At 32.1% G+C, this 24,119-nt stretch carries 22 protein-coding genes and 1 pseudogene; 8 read left to right on the top strand and 15 right to left on the bottom strand.

Features of this window, described 5'->3' with window-relative positions:
- Positions 1-63: 63 nt before the first annotated feature.
- From sspC to ACXQH5_RS06600, 5 genes are all read right to left on the bottom strand, one after another.
- A complete protein-coding gene (sspC, locus tag ACXQH5_RS06620) occupies positions 64-393 on the bottom strand; it encodes a staphostatin B (protein ID WP_000284457.1) in 330 nt (109 codons plus the stop codon).
- Between the two features lie 37 nt (positions 394-430).
- Positions 431-1,612, bottom strand: a complete 1,182-nt coding sequence (gene sspB / locus ACXQH5_RS06615) for a cysteine protease staphopain B (RefSeq protein ID WP_001088784.1) — start codon at positions 1,610-1,612, stop codon at positions 431-433.
- 81 nt (positions 1,613-1,693) lie between these two features.
- Entirely contained in the window at positions 1,694-2,740 is a 1,047-nt protein-coding gene (sspA, locus tag ACXQH5_RS06610) for a Glu-specific serine endopeptidase SspA (protein ID WP_000676555.1), read from the bottom strand.
- Positions 2,741-3,267: 527 nt separating this feature from the next.
- Positions 3,268-4,422: an aminotransferase class I/II-fold pyridoxal phosphate-dependent enzyme gene (locus tag ACXQH5_RS06605; protein ID WP_000777567.1), complete on the bottom strand. Its 1,155-nt coding sequence runs from the start codon at positions 4,420-4,422 to the stop codon at positions 3,268-3,270.
- 195 nt (positions 4,423-4,617) lie between these two features.
- On the bottom strand, positions 4,618-5,628 hold the full coding sequence (locus ACXQH5_RS06600) for an acyltransferase family protein (RefSeq protein ID WP_000202434.1): 1,011 nt from the start codon (positions 5,626-5,628) through the stop codon (positions 4,618-4,620).
- 152 nt (positions 5,629-5,780) lie between these two features.
- Between ACXQH5_RS06600 and ACXQH5_RS06595 the strand changes: the two genes are divergently transcribed.
- Positions 5,781-6,200, top strand: coding sequence for a MarR family transcriptional regulator (locus ACXQH5_RS06595; RefSeq protein WP_000278015.1), 420 nt, complete (start codon positions 5,781-5,783; stop codon positions 6,198-6,200).
- Positions 6,201-6,226: 26 nt separating this feature from the next.
- Positions 6,227-6,337 (top strand): hypothetical protein, encoded by a 111-nt coding sequence (locus ACXQH5_RS06590; protein ID WP_001788579.1) that lies wholly within the window; start codon positions 6,227-6,229, stop codon positions 6,335-6,337.
- 70 nt (positions 6,338-6,407) lie between these two features.
- Here the strand turns inward: ACXQH5_RS06590 and atl are convergent, their stop codons facing one another.
- The 4 genes from atl to ACXQH5_RS06570 all read right to left on the bottom strand — a co-directional run bounded on the left by atl (position 6,408) and on the right by ACXQH5_RS06570 (position 12,733).
- The gene (atl, locus tag ACXQH5_RS06585) at positions 6,408-10,172 is read right to left on the bottom strand and encodes a bifunctional autolysin (RefSeq protein WP_001074527.1); all 3,765 of its coding nucleotides are present in this window, start codon (positions 10,170-10,172) and stop codon (positions 6,408-6,410) included.
- A 227-nt stretch (positions 10,173-10,399) separates the two neighbouring features.
- Entirely contained in the window at positions 10,400-10,834 is a 435-nt protein-coding gene (locus ACXQH5_RS06580; protein WP_000491980.1) for a GNAT family N-acetyltransferase, read from the bottom strand.
- A gap of 154 nt (positions 10,835-10,988) precedes the next feature.
- Positions 10,989-11,459, bottom strand: a complete 471-nt coding sequence (locus tag ACXQH5_RS06575) for an osmotic stress response protein (RefSeq protein ID WP_000088437.1) — start codon at positions 11,457-11,459, stop codon at positions 10,989-10,991.
- A gap of 47 nt (positions 11,460-11,506) precedes the next feature.
- Positions 11,507-12,733, bottom strand: coding sequence for a polyisoprenyl-teichoic acid--peptidoglycan teichoic acid transferase (locus ACXQH5_RS06570; protein ID WP_001031982.1), 1,227 nt, complete (start codon positions 12,731-12,733; stop codon positions 11,507-11,509).
- Positions 12,734-13,181: 448 nt separating this feature from the next.
- On the opposite strand from ACXQH5_RS06570, the gene fmtA reads away from it, so the two are divergent.
- Positions 13,182-14,375, top strand: coding sequence for a teichoic acid D-Ala esterase FmtA (gene fmtA, locus ACXQH5_RS06565; RefSeq protein WP_000671262.1), 1,194 nt, complete (start codon positions 13,182-13,184; stop codon positions 14,373-14,375).
- A gap of 536 nt (positions 14,376-14,911) precedes the next feature.
- On the opposite strand, the gene qoxD is transcribed toward fmtA, so the two are convergent.
- Genes qoxD through qoxA form a run of 4 tightly spaced genes read right to left on the bottom strand, consistent with a single transcriptional unit; the run spans position 14,912 to position 18,882 of the window.
- Positions 14,912-15,190, bottom strand: coding sequence for a cytochrome aa3 quinol oxidase subunit IV (gene qoxD / locus ACXQH5_RS06560; RefSeq protein WP_001797236.1), 279 nt, complete (start codon positions 15,188-15,190; stop codon positions 14,912-14,914).
- 8 nt (positions 15,191-15,198) lie between these two features.
- A complete protein-coding gene (gene qoxC / locus ACXQH5_RS06555; RefSeq protein WP_000017736.1) occupies positions 15,199-15,804 on the bottom strand; it encodes a cytochrome aa3 quinol oxidase subunit III in 606 nt (201 codons plus the stop codon).
- On the bottom strand, positions 15,794-17,782 hold the full coding sequence (qoxB, locus tag ACXQH5_RS06550; RefSeq protein WP_001010762.1) for a cytochrome aa3 quinol oxidase subunit I: 1,989 nt from the start codon (positions 17,780-17,782) through the stop codon (positions 15,794-15,796). The genes qoxC and qoxB overlap by 11 nt, the downstream gene beginning before the upstream one ends.
- Entirely contained in the window at positions 17,782-18,882 is a 1,101-nt protein-coding gene (qoxA, locus tag ACXQH5_RS06545; protein WP_000032836.1) for a cytochrome aa3 quinol oxidase subunit II, read from the bottom strand. The genes qoxB and qoxA overlap by 1 nt, the downstream gene beginning before the upstream one ends.
- Before the next feature lie 304 nt (positions 18,883-19,186).
- Between qoxA and ACXQH5_RS06540 the strand changes: the two are divergent.
- Positions 19,187-19,307, top strand: a pseudogene (locus ACXQH5_RS06540) (hypothetical protein).
- A 147-nt stretch (positions 19,308-19,454) separates the two neighbouring features.
- On the opposite strand, the gene ACXQH5_RS06535 reads toward ACXQH5_RS06540, so the two are convergent.
- Entirely contained in the window at positions 19,455-19,772 is a 318-nt protein-coding gene (locus ACXQH5_RS06535; protein WP_001037831.1) for a DUF5011 domain-containing protein, read from the bottom strand.
- Between the two features lie 721 nt (positions 19,773-20,493).
- Positions 20,494-21,354 carry a bifunctional methylenetetrahydrofolate dehydrogenase/methenyltetrahydrofolate cyclohydrolase FolD gene (gene folD, locus ACXQH5_RS06530; protein WP_000225832.1) on the bottom strand — a complete coding sequence of 287 codons (861 nt, stop codon included), beginning with the start codon at positions 21,352-21,354 and terminating at the stop codon, positions 20,494-20,496.
- 200 nt (positions 21,355-21,554) lie between these two features.
- On the opposite strand from folD, the gene purE reads away from it, so the two are divergent.
- From purE to purS, 4 genes are read left to right on the top strand one after another with little or no spacing between them, the layout of a single operon-like run.
- Positions 21,555-22,037, top strand: coding sequence for a 5-(carboxyamino)imidazole ribonucleotide mutase (gene purE, locus ACXQH5_RS06525; RefSeq protein ID WP_000861570.1), 483 nt, complete (start codon positions 21,555-21,557; stop codon positions 22,035-22,037).
- Positions 22,024-23,148: a 5-(carboxyamino)imidazole ribonucleotide synthase gene (gene purK, locus ACXQH5_RS06520; protein ID WP_001010401.1), complete on the top strand. Its 1,125-nt coding sequence runs from the start codon at positions 22,024-22,026 to the stop codon at positions 23,146-23,148. The genes purE and purK overlap by 14 nt, the downstream gene beginning before the upstream one ends.
- 3 nt (positions 23,149-23,151) lie before the next feature.
- Positions 23,152-23,856: a phosphoribosylaminoimidazolesuccinocarboxamide synthase gene (purC, locus tag ACXQH5_RS06515; protein WP_000174047.1), complete on the top strand. Its 705-nt coding sequence runs from the start codon at positions 23,152-23,154 to the stop codon at positions 23,854-23,856.
- Positions 23,856-24,119, top strand: coding sequence for a phosphoribosylformylglycinamidine synthase subunit PurS (gene purS, locus ACXQH5_RS06510; protein ID WP_000848350.1), 264 nt, complete (start codon positions 23,856-23,858; stop codon positions 24,117-24,119). The genes purC and purS overlap by 1 nt, the downstream gene beginning before the upstream one ends.

The raw sequence follows: 24,119 nt of genomic DNA, 5'->3' as shown, positions 1-24,119 counted from the left end.
ACGAGCTGGTGAGAAATTGAATTCTCGCCAACCCGCTTTATGAAGTGAAATCATTTAAATTAGTTATACTAAGCGCTCATAAACGATTGGTCGCGAAGTGCCAATACCTTGTTTGGATGACGTTTGCATGAGGATATGCTGAGTATCATCATAATCAAGAATATAAATGATTTCTTCATTATCAATAGATGAAAATTTAATACGTTGATGTGCCGTATCTATAAAAAGAATATGATATTGATTGTGACTTGTATCATCGCCATGACGTATACAAATTGATTTTTGTAATTGATGATTACTCCAATTACCAATAAATAAATTGATATTTGTTTGTTCTAGATGTGTGAGTTTGGTTGTGTCGTAAACTAAATTTATAAATTGTAGTTGATACATAGTTTTACCTGCCTTTAATCAATATCTATATTACTTTTTAGTAACCTATCATTGAACCATACCAGTTATAATCACGATTGAATGATAAATGTAATAGGCTTGAATCTGCATCTTGGATTGATAATTCTGTATCCCAAGGATTCCAGTAGATAAGTTTTTCTTGGTCATTAATTTTAGCATTACCAACAACTGCTAGCGCATGTCCTAAATGTGGGTCATTAGGGTTTTGAGATACACTTTGTGCAAGAATCATAATTCCTACATTATCTTTTGTAAGTTGATCAACTTGTTCATATGATGGTACACCTTCTTGATAATGAATATCTCTGCCTTGTGATTTACCGTATTCAATCATTTGATTAGGGAATGTTGCACAATTAGGAAGGTCTTGCTCACTTACTTCAGGGTATAATGTACGCATAATATCATGTGCATTATAAGTGTCTGTATTTTTAGTTGCATTTAATAATGCTGCCATACTGAATCCTGCACACCATGAGTTATCGAATTGTTGTTCTCTAATTTTGAAGTTTTTTAATGTGTTTTCATATTGAACTTGATCTTCTTGTATCGCTTCGTTTTCTTCAACTTTAGTAGGTGTTACTGTATTTTTTAACTCTTGTTTCAATTTTGCTGAAACTGTTTTAGCACTTTCTTTTTCTTTTACATTACCAGGTAGTGGCGTAGCTTTTACTAATCTAACTTTGCCATCTTCTTCAAAATAAAATCCTTTTTCATCAGTAAGAACAGTGATATTTGAATTTTTATCTTTAATTTGGTCTAAATCTTTAGCAATGAAGTTTGAAATTTTAACACTGTAATTCATGTCTTCTTTTGATTTGTTTAAATCATCTTTATTTTTAGGGCTAAGTGTTAAAGTATAAACAATTTTACCGTCTTTTATAACTGGATAATAGTAACTATTATCTTCTTCACCATTAAATTTATAAATTTTAAAAGCTTCGCCAAGTTCATATTTACCAGTTTTTGCATTACTTTGTTTATCTAATGCTTTAGCATAACCAGCAAATTGTTGTTGTGCTAGATCTTTTACTTTTTGAGGTACTTTGTCACTCTTAACATTAATTTCTAGCTGTTTAGAGTGTGAATCAGCTTTGGCTTTATTGCTATTAGCAAATGCGCCTAGTGATAAAATAAGCATTGAAACCATTATGATGCTTATAATATTGAATACTCTAGATTTACATGAACTATTCATATAATACCCTCCATTTAAGTCAAAATATTTTGCGTTGCTAAGTCTTTGCTTCTATTTACTAAATCCAAATTAAGATGAAGTTTATGCAGCGTCAGGGTTGTCTGAATTATTGTTATCGCCATTGTCTGGATTGTCTGGATTATCAGGGTTATTTGGTTCGTCTGGGTTGTTAGGGTTATCTGGATTATTAGGGTTGTCAGGGTTATTTGGTTCATCTGGGTTGTTAGGGTTGTCAGGATTGTTAGGGTTATCTGGATTATTAGGTTGGTCATCGTTGGCAAAATTGATATCTTCAATATTTTGTTTTAAGAAGTTGCGTACATTTTCATTAATAAATACCGCACCATTAAACTCATTTGGTACACCGCCCCAATGAATTCCAATCACTTCATTTTTCTCATTAAATACTGGTGATCCAGAGTTGCCGCCAGTTGTACTTAAATCATATTGCATTGCTTCACCTTTTAAGTACGTTATTTTTCCTTTACTTTCCCACATTGTTGCGACAGGTTTATCACCTGGATATCCTGTTACAGTAATATTTTGGTTAACTTGTGTTTCAGCATTATTACTCATTGTTGCTGGTTTAACTACTTCGCCAATATGTTTGTTTTGCTCATTAGGGGAGAATTTAACTATTGCTAAATCACCTTCGCCTGAATATTTAGTGATTTGTTCAGCAGTGAAACCACCATTTGGATAATTGTCTTGGTTAATTGCAGAAGGGAAAGCTTTTAAAGCATGAGGATCACCGTGCGTAGCATCTACGACGTGTTTATTTGTTAAAAGTGTATCTTTACCTACAACTACACCAGAAGCAATAAATGTACCAGTAGGTGCTTCAACTTGAATATAAGTTACGGGTGCATAATGACCATTCGTTGTATCTAAAATTTGGTGTCGATCATTATTCGGTAATATAACATTTGCGCGTTCACGTTGTTCTAATGGTTTAAGGTTACCGCCTTTTTGAATCTTAGGTGTTTGCTGTTTGCTTGACTGCGTTTGTTGTGGATGATTGTCCATAGCCTTTGAAGATAACGCGTTTGCTGCAGGAGAACTCACAAGTGTCGCTGTTGTCAAAGTTGCAACGAATAAAGAACTAACTTTTAAAAATTTACCTTTCATCTAAAAACCTCCAAAAAATTTATTTACAAGTTAAATATAACACTAAAAATTTTTAAGTCAATAAGAATATATAAATAAATTAAAAAGTTTTTGTAAAGATTAGAGTTTACAAAAACATTAAGGGAATTAAAATTGAATTGTATTACACTTTATTCGATTGAGTTAAATTGATAAGGTTGTCAATTGTTTGCATTTATCTAAAAGAATAAATAAGAAAGGAATTGAGAGCGAAGGGAAAGTATTTGTTTATAATAATAAATAGTAACTTTTGAATAATAATTGTTTGGCCAAAGGTAGATTAATATGAATGGTGATATATTATTTGAGTGCTTAAGTTTCGAAGAACAATTATAAGTTAGCATATTAAAATCTTTTGATAGAATCATTTTGAGTGAGGTGTTTAAAGGAGAGGAATATAACTCGGTAGTATTTACAGTCTCTTTAGAGTATTATTTAAAACTTATAGAATATAAAAAACTGAACGTACTATGAATTTAGTTCACGACGTCCAGTTCAACATATCATTTTTATTTAGTATTTAAATATTTAGCAAGTCTCTTCATACCTTCTTTTAAAACATCCATTTCATAAGCATAGGAAATCCTCACAAATCCTTTACCGAATTCTGTAAAGGATGAGCCTGGAACGATTGCTAAATGTGTTGATTCAAGTAAATCAACACAAAATTCGAAATCGTCATCGGTAATATGTTTAATACTAGGAAAAATATAAAATGCGCCTTCAGGTTGAGCTGTAATCTCAAAACCTAATTTAGTTAATTCGGAAACTAAATAATTTCTGCGTTCTACATAAGCTTCGTTCATATATTTAGGAGCTTCTAATCCTTCGTTAAGTGCTGTTATACATGCTATTTGAGCTGGAACATTGGCACAAATACAATTATAGGCGTGCATAAATGTTAATTTATCAATCAAATATTGAGGTCCTAATAGAAAACCAATTCTTATTCCGGTTGCTGAGTGTGATTTACTTAAACCACCAATTAATATTAATTGATCACGAATGTCTTCAAATTCAGCGAAGGATACATGTTTACCACTAAATGTATTTTCAGCATAAATCTCATCGCTAATTATAAATATCGGATATTTTTTTAATACATTTACGATATTTAAAACTTCATTTCTTTTTAAAACTACGCCAGTTGGATTAGTCGGATAATTTAACAAGACAGCTTTTGTCTTTGGAGAAATATGACTTTCTAACGCATCAGGTGTAATTTTGAATTGTGTTGCTGTTGTATCAATATAAATTGGTTTACCACCTAGTACTTCGATGAGTGGTATGTAGCCTGCATAAATTGGTCCCGGTATTATAATTTCATCTCCAGGCTCTATGATAGAACGTAACGTTGTGTCTATTGCTTCACTTGCTCCATTTGTCACAATAATTTCTTCAGGATCATAGGAAAAATGATAACGATTTTTGAAGTATTGACTAATTGCTTCGCGAGTTTCTAATAACCCTTTATTGTGAGAGTATGATGTCTTGTCATTGTTAATAGCATCAACATATGCCTTTTTCACAACATCAGGCATCGGGAAGTCTGGTTGGCCAATAGTTAAATTAACACAATCATCAAGTCCTTTCATGCGGTTTGAAAATTGGCGAATACTTGGTGCTCTTAAATATTTAGAATTAGAATTTAAAGAAAGTTTCATTTGTGACACCTCAAATATAAATCAAATATTGTCTAAAAATTTAGAAATTAATAATATCATAACATACTTTTAAAGCAAAAAAGGGTAAATTACTTAAGCTTTATTTGAAAAACGAAAAATGTCTAAATACACTGTAGTAACTACTTTTCAAAATGAATGAAGTGGTTACAGTTAATGTACTTAGACATTATATAATTATGAGTCTTTAAACTGTGATGGTCTTTGTAAATTAATTATTGGATTTGTCCATTTACAAACAAAGTTTGTAGATAATACATATACGATGATTACAGATATACTTATTAAATAAAGATACGTCATTAATGAAATAGGATTATCGAATGGATACCATTCAAATCCTCTAACAATGCCAATAATTAAACCATGTAATAAATATACGTATAGCGTACGACTACCAATATAAGTATATAATTTTTTCTTTGTTGACATTAAATTTAGAAACGCAGTCATTGCGATTAATATAATTCCATATAATATAAGTCGTTTAAAAGGACTGAATACACTCTGTCCTTCATTTTCAAGTGAAGTATATGGTGAACTTCCTAATAACCAATCTGCATTGATAGGATGAATCACGTAAATGATAAAAAACAAAATAAAGGTAATGATAGATACTGGTATTAGTTTTTTATTTTTAAAAATAGCCGTATGTTTTTTGGTAAAAATGTAACCTAGGTAAAATATTGGGAAAAATACGATTGTCCTTGAAATGCTTAAGTAGCTATCGATGTTATCTGAAAAACCTGCTCCAATAGATATAATAATTGAAACTGATAGCACTTTATATGGATTAAATCTTCTAACTATTACTAAAATGACATGAAAGAAAAATAGCGTGATCAAAAACCATAACGCAAATACTGGGTTAAAAGGATCAAGTTGTAATTCGTCACTTTTACCTGTTAAGAAATAATATATTGAAAAGAATGCAAAAAATATCATATAAGGTACTATCAAACGTTTTGAAATTTTTTCTAAATAGTATGGTTTATCAATATTTTTCGCGAAATAACCAGATATAAACAAAAATGTTGGCATATGAAAACTATAAATAACTAAGTATAATGCTGATAAATACTTATCGCCACTAGTGTAGGGTTGTAACATATGTCCAAATACGACTAATAATATTAAAATTGCTCTTGCGTTGTCAAAAAAATAATCTCTCTCTTTTAATGAAGTCATATTTTATCTCCTTTATGTCCATAAGACTCTTACTAATTTATTATATTTTGTATTAGTTATGCAACAAATTTGTCTATTGTGTCGAATAGTATTGTAAAAATTATAAAAAAAGCATATAATATTATAAATAATATGTAGTGGAGTAGAACAACATGTATAAACAACTTGAAAAACTTATTACACTGACTAACAATGACTTAAACTTAGTGAATAGAAGATTTGGACAACGCACGGATATCACATCTGAACAGCTAGAACTTCTCCGTATTTTATTTAATTACGATCGCTTATCACAGTATGATTTGACGATGAAGATTAGCAGGGAACAATCTATAGTTTCAAGGTGGATTAAGAAATTAGTTTTGAAAGGGTACATCACAAGTCAACAATCTAGCGAAGATTTAAGATGTAAAGAATTAATTTTGACTGATCAAGCACGTACATTGATTTCACAAATAAATAATGCACGTTGCGAATTGATTGAAGCAAGGTGTCAATGTTTATCGGAAGTCGAATTAGACAATTTAAATCAATTACTTGATAAGTTAAATCAACGACGCATATCGTTGTAACACGGCAATAGCAAACACATAATTTAGTGTCATTGTGCACACAACAAAAATTGAATCATGAATTACAAGCAAAAGTAGCGGTGATTGTTAAAATTGATGGTAAACAATCACCGCTATTTTTGCTTGTGTATGTATAAAAAAGGGATCAAAGGTCATCCCCCATGATTGATAGTGGGGGGATGACTTTTGATCCTATGTTCATGTTGCTTATTTATATTGTGGGATGTCGAAGTATTTGCCGACTTCGCCAATTTTATCATAGTAGCCTTTGATGATTTTAGCATTGATGTTAGCCCAATCTACATCTGTTGCATATTGGTGTGTTCCTGGATGTGCAGGATTCCATCTCATTTTGTAAAGCGTATTTTGACCAGCTTTTACATATGAGTTGCCGATGAATTTAGCACCACCAACGATTGCTTTTGATACTGTGTCCCAACCAGCTTGTTTAGCATATTTAATACCTTCACGTAAAGGATCGTTATCATATGCAGCAATACCAAATACGTTATGGTATTTCGTGTTAGAGTTAGTTACAACTTTGTTGTTCACAACATCTGCACCTTTTGCTAATTGAGAAGTACCGTTACCTGTTTCTAATAGGGCATGTGAGATAAGATAAACTTCATTAATGCCATACATTTGAGCAGCTTTGTTAAATGCAGCACCTTGGTTTTCTAATACACCTTTACCTTTTAAGAATTGATTAATTTTATCAATAGAAATATTTTGTGGTTGGTCTAAGCGTAAGAATTGATATTTTAATGCTGGATCTTGAGCTAAACGCTTCGTATCCATTGCATGCTTAACATCATTAAAGTTAGCATCAGTCCACTTACCTGGTACACGTTGTACTTGTGGTTTATATTGTAAACCAGCTTGTATTTGAGCAACTTGGTTTAATGTCATACCTGTTTGATTATACTTAATTAATTCTTTAGCTAAATCAGTTGATTTAATCCATGCTAATTTACCGTTAGATAATTTACCATAGTACCAAGTTTGTCCATTAATGACTTGTTCTTTAACAACTGCGAATGGTTGTTCATTAAATGCTTTTAATGAGTATTTAGCTGTATCAGAATTTGGTGTTACATAGTAATAACCATTACCATTTTTAATTACATAAGTGTAGTTATAATCTTTGGCAGCTGATGTAGTTGGTTTAACAGCAGTTGGTGCAGTTAAATCTTTTGCATTTACCCAACCAGTGCGGTTATTAATAGTACCGTATAAATAAACATCTTTGCCTACAGATACTTGTTTCGTTGCATTAAATGTACCTTGAGCAATGTTATTGCCTGTTAAAATGACTTGGTTTTTAGTACCCCAAGGAACCATTGATAAGCCGTTATTTGATTTATTAACAGTATATTTTTGAGTCGTTTTAACTTCTTTGCCTAAGTTTTGAACATTTAAGTCTTTTACATTGAACCAACCTAATGGGATGTTATGGCTTGTATTGTTTAATAATACATACGTTTCATTACCATGAGCACGCTCTTTTGTTACATAGAACGTGCGGTCTGCATATTTCGCACCGTTTTTCGCTGTTTTTTCATAAACAGAAGCACGAATACCAGTGTTGTTTGGTTTAACTTGAGCAATTTTGCTAACTGTTTGAGTCGTTTGTGGTTTAGTAACAGCATAAGCTTTTACAGCTGTTTTTGGTTGTGCTACAGCTTTTTTAGGTGCAACAGGTTCAGCTAAATATGCTTTACTTACCCAACCGGATTTACCATTTACAGTTCCATATAAATAGATAGATTTATCAATTTGTTGTTGCTTAGTCGCTTTAAAAGTTTGGTTACCTGTACCAGATACCGCACCAGCTTCTTGTTTATAAGTACCCCAAGGTACTGAATATAATTTAGTGCCGGGTTTTACTGTATATGTTTGCATTACATTTACAGGTGATTTTGCATTGTTATAAATAACGTCACCTTGTTTAACCCAACCAATTAAAGTTGGACTATTGTAATCTTTAACTAAGTAGAATTTGTTTCCACCTAGACTTGCTTCTTTTGTTACAGCAAATGTTTTTTGAACTTCTTTCGTTGGCTTACCAGTTTTGTCATAAACTGTAGTGAATAAGCCATTGTTTTTAGCATTAATTTGAGCAACACCGTTTAATGATGAAACTGTTAATTTATTATTTGTTGTAGGTGTTGATGGCTTAGGTGTTGGTGTAGGTTTAGCAGTATCAACTAAATATGCTTTACTTACCCAACCAGATTTACCATTCACAGAGCCATATAAATAAATTGATTTATCAATTTGTTGTTGCTTTGAAGCCTTAAATGTTTGGTTACCAGAGCCAGACACGCTACCAGCAACTTGTTTAGATGTACCCCAAGGTACTGTATAAAGTTTCGTACCAGGTTTGATTGAATATGATTGATTTACATTTACAGGTGATTTAGATGTGTTGTAAACCACATCGCCTTCTTTAACCCAACCAAATTTATTACCAGAATTGTAATCTTGAACAAGATAGAATTTTTGATTACCTAATGTAGCTGTTTTAGATACAGCAAATGTTTTTTGAACTTCATTAGTTGCTTTACCAGTTTTGTCGTAAACAGTAGTATATAAGCCACTATTTGTCGGTTTAATTTGAGCAACACCATTGTTTGCAGCAACAGTTAATTTACCAGTTGATGGTGTCGACGGTGTTGATGGTTTTGATGGTGTAGTAGGGGTAGTTGTAGATTGTGTGCCCCAAGGCGCAACTTTCCCCATTTTAATTAAATATTTTTCATTAATTAAGTCATATAGTTGATCATAACTATAATTATGACTTCTTAAATATCCATGTGGATCGGCATGGTCCGTACCACCTAAATATTTACTTACAGCGTAGTGAGTCCATACTGTACCATTTCCATCATATTCAGCACTATCAGGTTTCAAACCATAATATTGCAATTGTGTAGCTGCATAGTCAGCATAGTTATTCATTGAACGTGCAAATGAAGCATAATCGTGTGTATGAACGATTTCAACATTGATGAATCTAGGATTACCGACTGCACCGACACCCCAAGATAAGTAATCCGTTGGTGCTGTTTCGATTATACGATCCCCATCAACAAATGCATGTACGAATGCGTTTTGATAGTTGTTTTTCATATAACTAATTTCACCATTTATCGTCGAACGATCATTAGCTGTATCATGAACTACGATACCTTCAGGACGCCCAACACCGTTACGGTATGCGTATTTAGGGAAGTAAGATGTATAATCTTCTTCAATCTTAGGTGCTTTTAAGTTATTTTTACGAATGTAATCGTTAATTGAAGAGTTTACTTGTGGTTTATATTTTGGCAAACTCGTTTTTGGTGTTGCAGCAACTGATCTTGGTTGTGCTGAAGCGCTAAAAGTAGTTACTTTAGGTGTCGCTTCAGTTTTAGCTTTAGGTGCTGTTGTAGTTGCAGCTTTAGGTGCTGCGGCTTTATATTGCGTTTCAAGAGCTGCAGGTTTAGCAGCTGATTTAATTAATTCTGGATTAATTTGATTTTCTGAATTATCATCTTCATCATCAACTAAACTATAACCAGCATTTGTAACATTAGTGTTAGTTTTAGGTGCTGTAGTGCTTGTTGACTTTGCAACAGGCTTCGTATTATTTGTAGTCGCTGATTGATTAGCACGAGTGTCACCATTTACTTGTGCAGTATCAACTTTTTGACTTACTTGAGCATTGCCTGTTTTGTTATTTGCTGTTTTTGGTTGGACAATAGCAGGGTCTTGATATACTTGAGTGCCAGAAATGTTTTGCGTTGGATTTTTTACCTCAGCTTTTGCTTGTTCAGTAGTTGCTTTAACTTTATTACTATCTAAAACGTTTTTATTAGTAGTTTGATCTTGTGTCGTCTCAGCTGCTTGAACTTGATGTGCAGTGACTGCTGAACCTACAAGCGTTAATGCAACCATTGATGGTAGTTTGTAATTGAATTTTTTCGCCATTCTATTTATTACTCCTAACATTTATTAATTATTACTAACATTATAGTACCTGTTTTGTATACCTGTGCATATTTAACCAATTTGTAATATACTCTTAATTTATATTTTCACTGTAAAAAAATGAAAAAAATTTTGAATCTCAATGGTGACGTGACAAATCAAATAGAATTGATGTCAATTTAAGAATTGGTTTATTACAAATGTTTCTAAAATAGATACAACTTTTTTTAATTAAGCGAGGTTAACTTTTTTGTCATTTCAATATGCTCGATGCCTTCCTCAAGAAATATATTACCTCTCATTTTAAAGTTTAAACTTTCATAAAATGGGATAGCATGACATTGGGCATTCATAGTAGCTACGTAAAAACCTTCATCTTTAGCTAATGATTCTACAGCTTGCATAAGCATTCTACCCATTCCTTGTCCACGATGTGATTTTATCACAGCCACTCGTTCTATTTTGACAGTTGTTTCATTAATAGGGCGTATACGAGCTGTGGCAACTGGCTGTCCATTATCATATCCAATGAGGTGAATAGATTCAGATTCATATTCATCAATTTCACTTTCCTCTGGGACGCCTTGTTCTTCTACAAACACTTTCTTTCTTATATAGAAGCAATCTTCTAACATCTCTTGATTGTTTACTTTTGAAAACATAAAATTCCTCCATATCCTAACAAAATCATTTACATTTAATTTACTAATAATAACATAGAATAACGATTGTTATTTTCCACAAAAATAATTAGACATAAAAAAGCTATAAAGATGATTCACAAGAATCATCTTTATAGCTAATTAATTATTATTGTTATAGTGCTTCTTTTCTAATAATTGCTGTATATTGCCAAAAGATTCGCATTTGAGCAATATTCCAATTATTCATTCCCATTGTAAACCCAGAAGGTTTAAAGATGTTCACATCAGTTACTTCTAAAGCTGCTGCGACTAAATATTGTAATGGAATACTAAGTGATTTCATTGTTTCGGTAATGCCATTTTCATCATATACCCATGAAAATGGTAACTCTGATTCGAAAACATCTACACTATTGAAAATTTCAGGTAGGGCTAAAATATAACATGCACCATCTACAATAGGATTCTCGATACTATTTTTGTAATAAATTAGGAGTGCTTCATAGTTTTCTCGATGCTCATGATTGACGTAAAAAAATTCACTTCTAAAATGAGCCATATCTTGGCTATGAATAATTTGTTGTTCTAACATATTAAACATCCCATTTATATTTGCAATCTTTTCGTATGTTTTTCTACTCATGTATGATGCTCCTTTCATAAATAGTAAATGTTAATCGTCATATAATATTAGTTTACAACACCATTTTGGTTATTTGAAGCTTGTGGCGTTTGTTGAATATTACCTTGATCTTGGTTAGTGTTTTGACCCGTAGTAGGTTGTTGCTGATTATTGACACCATTGTTGTTATTACTATTATTACTGTCGTCAGTATTATTCGAAGATTTATCTTTATCTGTCGTATCGTTTTGTTCTTTTCTCAATAAACTACTATCTAAAGGCGTTAATGGTATTAATGAACCATAATGGTTGATAACACGTTGATCTAAGAAATCATTTTTATCATTGATAGGTGATAATTCTAAATCATTACGAAGTAAGTTAGCATATTTTTGAATGCTTTCAACGCTTGGATGATAATAGTAAATACCATTTAACATATCATCTTTACCTTTTAGTTGTGCAGTTTTAATTTCAACATCATTTGTTAAGTACATTTTAGCTAAAGCTTTAATTTCAGAGTTAGTTAAATTATGCTTAGCATTTTTACCTACAATTTGAATCACATTATCAAGTTTATCAATAGAATCAACTTCCTGTGCTTTTTGGAATAAAATCTTAATTAATTCCATTTGACGTTGTCCGCGTTTCAAGTCTGAATCATGATGTCTAGTTCTAGCAACTGCTAAAGCCTCATCACCATTTAATTTTTGGTACCCTTTTTTAATTTTAATCTTACCAGTATCATCTGTGTTAGGTTCATTTAAGTCGTACGGCACATCATAGTATATGCCACCAAGCTCATTTACAGCCTCGACAAATGCTTTCATATTGACTCTCACATAATAATCAACAGGTACATTCATGGTAGCTTCTACCGAATCCATTGCGGCAATTGGACCACCATATGCATGTGCGTGGGTAATCTTATCGTAATAGCCAACTTTAGGAATGTAGCTGATAGTATCACGTGGAATACTAAGCATTCTAATTTGATGTTTTGATTGATTAAAAGTAGTTAAAATCATAGCGTCTGATCTAGAGTGTTCAGCATCCTGTCCTTTTTTTCTTCTTCCATCGTTATCATCGATACCTAAGAAAAGAATAGAGATAGGTTGTTCTTCGGGATTGACTTTATTATCTCTTAAGTTGGATTGACGATTAGCATTTTTGCTGTCTTGAGAAGATTCGAATGCATCTTGGGACGTTTTAAAAAGTAACGTAGCGAAGACTATTGGAACAACAATGAGAACCAATGCTAGAAGGATCAAAAAGTATTTTAAAAATTTATTCATGATTGATGCTCCTATATTAAATTTTTGTTAAATCATAATCATAATTTTAAAATATAATTAGTTGAACGATATTTATACAACTTCATTACTAATACATTATAGCCTTAAATTGTAGTACTTTATAGTAAAAAATACAAATGTTATGTCAAAGTTCCTTGTAATTTGAATGTTTTGTTAAAATCAAAAAGCATTTTTAAAAATATAATGCGACTTTAGTATGATGTCTTAAAAAATTTAAAGGCGTAATATAAATTCGAGTGATTTATACAAAGTGATAAGGTATAATTAATTTTGTTGTATAGATAACATATTAGAAAAATTTATTACTATGTAGCGTAAAGCATAAATGAATGATAAATTAATTTTTGTAAGTTGTATTATTAGGAAGCTAGGTTCAAAGTTTTAACTATTTAAATATATAATGAATACATTGTGAGGCTATTATCAAATGAAATTTAATAAAGTAAAACTAGTTATACATGTGTGTGTACTATTATTTATCATTATTTCTATAGCGTTAATTTTTCATCGATTACAGACGAAGACACATTCTATAGAACCAATACATAAGGAAACAAAATTATCAGACAATGAAAAATATTTAGTAGATCGTAATAAGGAAAAGGTTGCGCCGTCTAAACTAAAAGAAGTATATAATAGCAAGGATCCTAAATATAAGAAAATTGACAAGTATTTACAAAGTTCATTATTTAACGGTTCAGTAGCTATATATGAAAATGGCAAATTGAAAATGAGTAAAGGTTATGGATATCAAGATTTTGAAAAAGGTATTAAAAACACACCGAATACAATGTTTTTAATAGGTTCAGCTCAAAAATTTTCAACAGGGTTACTGTTAAAACAGTTAGAAGAAGAACATAAAATAAATATCAATGATCCAGTAAGTAAATACCTTCCATGGTTTAAAACATCTAAGCCTATCCCATTGAAAGATTTGATGTTGCATCAAAGTGGATTATATAAATATAAATCCTCAAAAGATTATAAAAACTTAGATCAAGCAGTTAAAGCGATTCAAAAACGTGGTATTGATCCTAAGAAATACAAAAAGCATATGTATAACGATGGGAATTATTTAGTACTTGCTAAAGTTATTGAAGAAGTTACAGGTAAATCTTATGCTGAGAATTATTATACAAAAATAGGGGATCCATTAAAACTTCAGCACACAGCATTTTATGATGAACAACCTTTTAAAAAATATCTAGCAAAAGGTTATGCTTATAATAGTACAGGACTTTCGTTCTTAAGACCTAATATTTTGGACCAATACTATGGTGCAGGTAATTTATATATGACACCAACAGATATGGGTAAATTAATTACTCAAATACAACAATATAAATTATTCAGTCCTAAAATAACCAATCCATTATTACATGAGTTTGGTACGAAACAGTATCCAGATGAATATCGATATGGTTTTTATGTTAAACCAACATTAAATCGTTTAAATGGTGGATTCTTCGGACAAGTCTTTACTGTTTACTATAATGATAAGTATGTAGTTGTACTTGCATTAAATGTAAAAGGAAACAATGAAGTTCGAATCAAACATATTTATAATGATATTTTAAAACAAAATAAACCTTACAATACGAAGGGTGTTATTGTTCAATAATTAATATAGAAGATATAACATGTATATGGCATTAAGGCATCGACCTTATCTGACCAGTATACGAGTTATATCTTCTTTTTTATAGTGGTAAAAAGTTTAAAGTATAAGGTTGAAGAAGGATGAGTTTAAAAATTTGTGTTAACTCATAAAAGTGGAAAACATTTGATGAGCTGGCATCAAACTAAAATGAATGAAGACGAATACGTTGGTCCATGCGTGGTCTGAATGTTTTCTAAATCTAACTGGAAATGATAATTTAATAATCTACATGTTTGATTGTTTAAACATGTACAATTTTTAAAAACCTAGGGATAATTTTATTGAGGTGAACAACATTGAAATTATCTTTAGACATAAATATGGATTTTGAAGTTACTATATTAATTAGTTGTGGCTGTTAATGTATTAATTGAATTGATAATAATGATTGTCTTATAAGATATAGAAGGGGACTTAACCATTTAAAAATTGAAGGATAATAAAAACCAGCTAACAAAAGTGTTAGCTGGTTAAACTTTACATTATTAAAATGTTGTTTATAAGTGTGAAGAGTGACCGCCTTGCATAACCCAATATGTTCCGACAACGAAACAAAGTGTAATTACAAGAGCAAAGATAACTTTGAATGTTTGTAAACGTCCATCTTTACCTTCAGTTAAATGCATGAACATTAATAATTGAAGTCCTGCTTGGACGAATGCAAAGCCAAAGATAATTGTCAACTTCGCGTGGAATGTTAATGACGTGTATAGTGTTACGTAAACTGCTAAAAGCGTTAATACGATAGATGCGATAAATCCTACAGTATGTTTCATTATTGTACTCATCCGCTATACACCATCCCTATCATATATACGGCAGTAAAGATGAAAACCCAAACAACATCTAAGAAGTGCCAGTATAAACTTACTATAAATAATTTTGGCGCATTATATTTGTCTAATCCGCGTCGTTGGATTTGGATTAATAAACAAATGGCCCAAACGATACCTAGCGATACGTGACAACCATGCGTTCCTAATAGGATAAAGAAACTAGACCAGTAAGAGCCAATTGTTGGGTTAACGCCTTCTGATGCATAGTGTGCGAATTCATAAATTTCGAATCCAACAAAGACTAAACCTAAAAGTAACGTAATGATCATCCAAAACATCATTAACTTTTGTTTTTCTTGGCGCATGTAGTAAATAGCAATACCACATGTGTAAGAACTGAATAATAATGCAAACGTCATTATTAAAACAAGAGGCAATTCAAATAACTCAGTAGTCATTTTACCTGCATAATCGCCACCATGTTGCAAAGTTAATAGTGTCGCAAATAGGGTACCGAATAACGCAAATTCGGCTGTAATGAAAATCCAAAAGCCAAGCTTATTTAATTCGCCTTCATGTGTGCGTGAATCAATAGTGTTTGTATCATGACTCATGACTTACAGCCTCCCTTTCTTTAATACGCGCTTCTCTTAATCTAGCTTCAGTTTCAGCAACTTCAGCAGCAGGGATATGATATCCGTGATCGATTTGGAAACTGCGATAAATCATAGTACCAAAAATACCGAATAAACAAATTAATGCTGGAATTACAGTTTCGAAAATTAAGAAGAAACCGCCGATAGTCATAAAGATACCAATCCAGAATCCAACAGGAGTATTGTTTGGCATATGAATGTCTTTGTAATTATGGTTGTCTAAGTAATGACGACCATGTTCTTTCATATCAACAAATGTGTCGTAGTCATTCCAATCTGGTGTAATGGCAAAGTTGTATTTAGGTGGAATTGCTGATGCAGTAGTCCACTCTAGAGTACGACCAAGGCCATCCCAGTTATCTCCTGTTGCTTCACGTGGAGATTTGAAGTGACTGTATACGATACTAACAACAAGGAATAAGAATCCGATTGCCATTAATAATGCACCGATAGTTGAAATTAAGTTTAATAAGAACCAACCATCTGATGGCATATAAGTGTATAAACGACGTGGCATACCATCTAATCCAAGAATGAATTGTGGTAAGAAACAAACGTTAAATCCGATCATGAAGAACCAGAAGCACCATTTGTTTAATGTTTCGTTTAATTTGTAACCCATCATCTTTGGATACCAGAAGATTAAACCAGCTAAGCAGGCAAATACAACACCAGTAACCAATGTATAGTGGAAGTGAGCTACTAAGAAGTACGTATTGTGATATTGATAGTCAGCAGATGCCATTGCTAACATTACACCCGTAACACCACCTAAAAGGAAGTTAGGGATAAATGCTAATGAGAATAGCATTGGTGACTCAAATGTAATACGTCCTTTATATAATGTTAATAACCAGTTAAACAATTTCACACCAGTTGGAATACCAATCAGCATTGTTGAAATTGAGAAGAATGAGTTGATTAACGCACCATTACCCATTGTGAAGAAATGGTGAACCCAAACTAAGAAACTAAGGAACGCGATACCGGCAGTTGCCCATACCATACTTTGATGTCCGAATAAACGCTTACGAGCGAATGTCGGGATAATTTCTGAGTAAATACCAAATGCTGGAAGGATAACGATATAAACTTCAGGGTGCCCCCATACCCAGAAGAAGTTAGCCCAAAGCATTGGCATACCGCCATGTGCAACTGTGAAGAATGCTGTGTCAAATATTCTATCAGTTGTCATTAATGCTAACGCTACTGTTAAAGGAGGGAAAGCAAGAATAACAATTAATGTAGTAATAAATGTTGTTACTGTAAACATTGGCATTTGCATAAACTTCATAGTTGGTGTTTTACATCTTAAAATTGTAACAAAGAAGTTGATACCTGTAGCTAAGGTACCAAGCCCTGAAATTTGTATAGCTATTAAGTAATAGTTAACACCCGGACCAGGACTGAATTCACCTGCTAGTGGCGCATAGTTTGTCCAACCAGCTGCTGGTGAACCACCAATAATAAATGACAGGTTGAATAAAATCATACCTGCAAAGAATAGCCAGAAACTTACGTTGTTTAATACTGGGAATGCAACATCACGTGCTCCAATTTGTAATGGAACAACGATATTCCATAAACCAAAGATAAATGGCATTGCCATGAAGATAATCATGATTACACCATGTGTACTAAAAATTTCGTTATAGTGGTTAGATTCTAAAAATTTGTTATCAGGTACTGTTAATTGCGCACGAATAAGTAACGCATCAATACCACCACGGACGAACATTAATACGGCACAGATTAAATACATAATACCGATTTTCTTATGGTCTACAGATGTGAACCATTCTTTGTAAAGATATTTCCATAATTTAAAGTAAGTAATTACTGCGATTAAACCAATAACTAAGAATGGGGCACCAATTTGTGCCATTGTAATCATCCAGTTACCTTTAACTAGTAATTGATCCCATGGAAAATTCATTAATGTCCACCTCCATGATCATCATTGTCTTGATCTTGCGCATCTTTTGAAATTTTCTTCATTTCTTTCGCATTTTTCGATTCATCTTTCTTGAACTCATTGTTATATGGTTCGTCATTTCCAAGAATCATCAATTTCATACCATGTCGTTTATAGTTCGCATTTGTAATTTGAGCTTTACGAGCAGGTATTAATGGTTTGTCTGATACATCTTTAAACATATTTTCTTCACTAGTGAAGTTTGGATCTTTCAATTCGAAATTGAAACGTTTATATGCATAGAAGATGTATTCTGGATCGGCTGCTGGATCAACAAACGCCATATGTGTACCATTAAATTCTAAAGCTTTATTAGGTGTGCTTGGTAATAATTGTTTATCAAATGTATCTTGATCTAACGTTTTCTTACCTTTAACTTCTTTCACCCATTTGTCGTAGTCTTTTTGACTAACGGCATTTACTTTAAATGTTTGACGTGAGAATCCTTCACCATTGAAGTTAGAGTTACGACCTCTGAACGTACCAGTTTGAGATGCTTCTAACGTCCAATTCATTGTCATGCCAGTCATGGCATATTTTTGACCACCTAATTGTGGAATCCAGAAACTTGTCATTGTATCCATAGCTTGAAGCTTAAATACAACAGGACGATCTTTAGGGATTGTTAATGTATTAACAGTCTCTATATGTTCATCTGGATAAGCAAAGAACCATTTGTATCCTGCACTTACTGCATATACTACCATTGGATCTTTCTCACTCTTCGGTGGTTTTTCGTAATCGTATAAAGTTTTAACTGTAGGAATAGCTAAAGCAGCAACGATTATGATAGGTATTACAAACCATATTGTTTCAATGATGGCATTATGGTGCATCTTACCAGATTCGGCATTCTTATTATAACTATACTTGTAAATAAAAATGGCGAACATGCCAAGTACAACGAAACAAATAACAAGCATGAAGACGATTGAATAAAGAATCAAGAACTTCTGACTACTTGCTACTGGCCCTTTTGCGTTGAAAATTTCTATATTTGAACAACCACTAAGTAAAATTAGTGTGCCAAATAATAGAAGCAAAGACTTAAATTTTGACACTTTTTTGACCTCCTAATACTACAAATGTAGGGCTTAACATTAATTTTAAGTTATTACACAATATTTACAAGGGCTTATGGGAAAAAAATTAATAAAATTGTATCAAAAATGTTGATAAATCAAGGTGTGACGTGGGTTCACACATTTGTTAAAATTATGTGTACATTTTGTGACTAATAGCGTTTTTGAAAAAATTGCTTCATATTTAAAAGGGAAGTTGAGAATAGCTTTCAATTAAAGGTTATTTGAATGAAAATAAAAAAAGTTTGAAATTGTCTAATAAATTGAAAATGATGGCTAGTTCATTGAAAGGAAGCGCAAACATTTTAATAAGGAATTTGCCAAAAGTAATTTATCGTTAAACAATGAAAAGCGGAAATTTGTTTGTTCAAAATCTAAACATTCTTTTTAAAAAGAGCAGTTAAGTTTTAATAATTTGATAGGTAGTCCTTTGGTATACAGAAAAAATACAATATTTGGGTTAAAGTTGCAGATGAAGTTGGAATAACAAATAAAATGGTAGCAAAACATGTTCGTTTGCTACCATTTTATTTGCAGTATAGTGATGAGGGCTATTTAACCTCAATATACCTAGTGGAAATTTTAATTGCACCATCTGAATCAGTGACATGATATTTAATTTGATATTTACCAGATTTAGATGTATCAATTTGGCCATCGACTTTAATTTTATCGGTTAAATCTCCATCTTCTTTATCAAATGCACTTATGCCGTTTAGAAGGTTATAATCTTGACCTTTCTTAATAACGATATCATTAGCGCCTTTAATTTGTGGTGTAGTATTCGTCGTTGCATCTGCATTTAAATTTGGTGTTACTAGTGTAGCAGAAACACCGAGGGCTGATAATGACTGTAATAGTTTATTCATAATGTAACCTCCGAATGATAAGTCATTTCTGAGTTAGCTTTACTATACCTTAATTTATATTATTTACACATCATACTATAGTCCTAATCTTACCCTATAAAGAATGAAATTTAAATATAAATTTATAAATAATGAGGAAATAATTATTATTTTGAAAATCTGCCACAATTGTAAAATTAATAATTCAGGGATAATTTGAAATCAAATATAACTTTATTCGACAGTTTGAACTTAAATTTTTGTGTATCAAAACAATAAGAAAAGGGAGGCGAAAATGATAAAGAACCACTAATGATTAATTATGTAGTAGTACTTTATCATAGTCACAGCTTCTGTGTTGGGGCCTCGCCGACTTGCACATTATTGTAAGCTGACTTTTCGTCAGCTTCTTTGTTGGGGCCACTACCCCAACTCGCATTGCCTGTAGAATTTCTTTTCGAAATTCTCTGTGTTGGGGCCCCGACTAGAATTGAAAACTTGTTACAAGCTTATTTTCATTCAATTAATTACTGTCTATATAAAATTGTTGAGCCTAGAACAATGTGAAATGCTCCCTTCAAAGCCTTCATTTTTTCAATGTCTACTTTGAAGGGAGCATTTGATTGATTAATGTCCCAGATTCTTCTTATTATTCATTGCAATTGCGAAATAATATTTAATGAGGATTAAAAGAGTTCATTAAAACTCAGATATTAATTCTCAGTACATAACTAATGTGAATTTACGAATCAACACCTCGACGCATTTTTTCTGCAAGCAAGGTATTATTTAATACCATTGTAATTGTTAATGGACCAACGCCACCAGGAACAGGTGTAATAGCTCCAGCAATTTCTTTAACCGCATCATAATCAACGTCACCTTTTAATTTGCCATTTTCATCTGGCGTATTGCCAACATCGATAATTACTGCTCCTTCTTTGACAACATCTTTTGTTACTAAACCAGGCTTACCAACTGCACTGACTATGACATCAGCATCTTTTAAATATGATGCCATATCCTTTGAACGAGAATGTAAGATTGTTACTGATGCATTTTTTTGAAGTAGTAACTTAGAAACTGGTTGTCCGACAATATGACTTCGTCCAATTACTACTGCATTTTTACCTTCTAAATCAATATCAGCATGTTTTAATATTTCCATGATGCCAAGCGGTGTGCAAGGTACAAAAGTTTGTTCATCGATATATAATTTCCCTATATTTATTGGATGGAAACCGTCCACATCTTTATCAGGATTGATTGCTTCTAATATTTTCTGTTCACTAACTTGTTTTGGTAATGGTACTTGTACCAAAATACCACTTACAGAATCATCATTATTTAGTCTATTTAGTTCGTTTAATACTTCTTCTTCAGTAGCTGTTTCTTCCAAGTGTACGATTTCTGAAATCATACCAATTTTTTCAGCTGCTTTCTTTTTTGATCTAACATAACTTTGACTAGCGCCATCATTACCAACTAATATAACGGATAATTTAGGTGTAAAACCCTTTTCTTTTAGCGCTTCAACTTGATTTTTTAACCCCTGTCTGTAGTCTTTGGCAATTTGTTTACCATCTAAAATTTTAGCAACCATAAAAACTTCTCCTCCTATTGTCAATATCCTAACTTTGTTAGTTCATAAAACTAATTTACATAGCAAAAGACGTAAATTCAAACAAAAAATCAAAATAAAGTTCGATTTTTGATTGAAAAAGCAGAAATTGCTTGTTATGCTATATCTATAATATACAACTAAAGTAATTCACAATTCAAACTTTTGAAAGGGTGTACAAAGTGAAAGTAGCAGTCATTATGGGCAGTTCTTCCGATTGGAAAATTATGCAAGAGAGTTGTAACATGTTGGATTATTTTGAAATTCCGTACGAAAAACAAGTAGTATCCGCACATCGTACGCCAAAAATGATGGTTCAATTTGCTTCTGAAGCGAGAGAAAGAGGTATAGACATTATCATTGCAGGCGCTGGCGGTGCGGCACATTTACCAGGTATGGTTGCATCATTAACGACGCTACCAGTTATTGGAGTGCCGATTGAAACAAAAAGTTTAAAGGGTATAGATTCTTTATTATCAATTGTTCAAATGCCAGGAGGTATTCCGGTTGCAACGACTGCAATTGGTGCAGCAGGTGCTAAAAACGCAGGTATACTTGCAGCAAGAATGTTAAGTATTCAAAATCCTTCTTTAGTTGAAAAACTAAATCAGTATGAATCTTCGTTAATTCAAAAAGTGGAGGACATGCAAAATGAACTTCAATAAATTAAAGTTTGGTGCGACTATTGGCATTATTGGTGGTGGTCAGCTTGGAAAGATGATGGCACAATCAGCTCAAAAAATGGGTTATAAAGTGGCTGTATTGGATCCTGCTGAAGATTGTCCATGTAGATACGTTGCACACGAATTTATACAAGCCAAGTATGACGATGAAAAGGCACTCAATCAATTAGGACAAAAATGTGATGTGATTACTTATGAATTTGAAAACATTTCATCCCAACAATTAAAACTATTATGTGAAAAGTACAATATTCCGCAAGGTTACCAAGCTATACAGTTATTACAAGACCGCTTAACTGAAAAAGAAACATTAAAAAGTGCTGGTACCAAGGTTGTCCCATTCATTTCAGTAAAAGAATCTACAGATATTGACAAAGCAATTGAAACATTAGGATATCCTTTTATTGTAAAAACTAGATTTGGTGGCTACGATGGCAAAGGTCAAGTTTTAATTAACAACGAAAAAGACTTACAAGAAGGTTTTAAATTAATTGAAACTTGTGAATGCGTAGCTGAAAAATATTTGAATATCAAGAAAGAAGTATCACTTACTGTTACAAGAGGAAACAACAATCAAATCACTTATTTCCCATTACAAGAAAATGAGCATAGAAATCAAATACTTTTCAAAACAATTGTTCCAGCGAGAATAGATAAAACAGCTGAGGCGAAAGAGCAAGTTAATAAAATTATCCAATCGATTCATTTCATTGGAACATTTACAGTTGAATTTTTTATAGATAGTAACAACCAATTGTATGTGAACGAGATTGCACCAAGGCCTCACAATTCCGGACATTATTCAATTGAAGCATGTGATTATTCACAATTTGATACTCATATTTTAGCAGTTACCGGACAATCATTACCAAATTCAATTGAATTATTAAAGCCTGCAGTCATGATGAACTTACTAGGTAAAGACTTAGATTTATTGGAAAATGAATTTAATGAACATCCAGAGTGGCACTTACATATTTATGGTAAGTCTGAGCGTAAAGATAGCAGAAAAATGGGGCATATGACTGTACTAACGAATGATGTTAACCAAACTGAACAAGATATGTACGCTAAATTTGAGGGGAGTAATTAAAGCATGACATTATTATATGAAGGAAAAGCGAAGCGCATTTTCTCAACAAATCAAGAAAATGAATTAAGAGTTGAATATAAAGATGAAGTTACTGCTGGAAACGGGGCTAAGAAAGACACGATGGCAGGTAAGGGGCGATTAAATAATCAAATTACTTCTATTATATTTAAATATTTACAAGAAAATGGAATAGAAAGTCACTTTATTAAGCAATTATCTGAAACAGAACAATTAGTTAAGCCTGTGAAAATAATTCCATTAGAAGTAGTTGTTCGTAATATTGCTAGTGGATCTATTACAAAGCGTTTAGGTTTTGAAAATGGTGAAGTTTTTAGAGAACCACTTGTGGAATTTTTCTATAAAAATGATGCATTAAATGATCCGTTGATTACAGATGATCACATCAAATTACTGAATATTGCGACAGATAAAGATATTGAAACATTAAAAACGAAAGCGCTAGAAATTAATCAAGTATTAAAAAATTTAATGGATGCTATGAATTTAAAATTAGTAGATTTTAAAATCGAATTTGGAAAGACTGAGACTGGTCAAATTTTGTTAGCGGATGAAATATCTCCAGATACATGTCGAATTTGGGATAAAGCTACCAGTGCAAACTTTGATAAAGATGTATATAGAAATAACACTGGATCACTGATTGAAACATATCAAATATTTTTAAACAAATTGGAGGATTTAAAATAATGAAAACAATTGAACTACATATCACATTACAACCACAAGTATTAGATACGCAAGGACAAACGCTTACTCGAGCTGTACATGATTTAGGTTATGCACAAGTGAATGATATTCGTGTAGGAAAAGTATTATATATGACAGTGGATGAGGTTAGTGATGAAAAGGTACACAACATTATTACAACTCTAAGTGAAAAATTGTTTGCAAATACAGTGATTGAAGAATATAGCTATAAAGTGTTAGATGATGAAAAGGAGAATGCATAA

It is taken from the genome of Staphylococcus sp. SA22, from assembly GCF_054165785.1.
The sequence above is the reverse complement of the archived record's forward strand: the minus strand, read 5'-3'. Positions and strand labels throughout refer to the sequence as shown.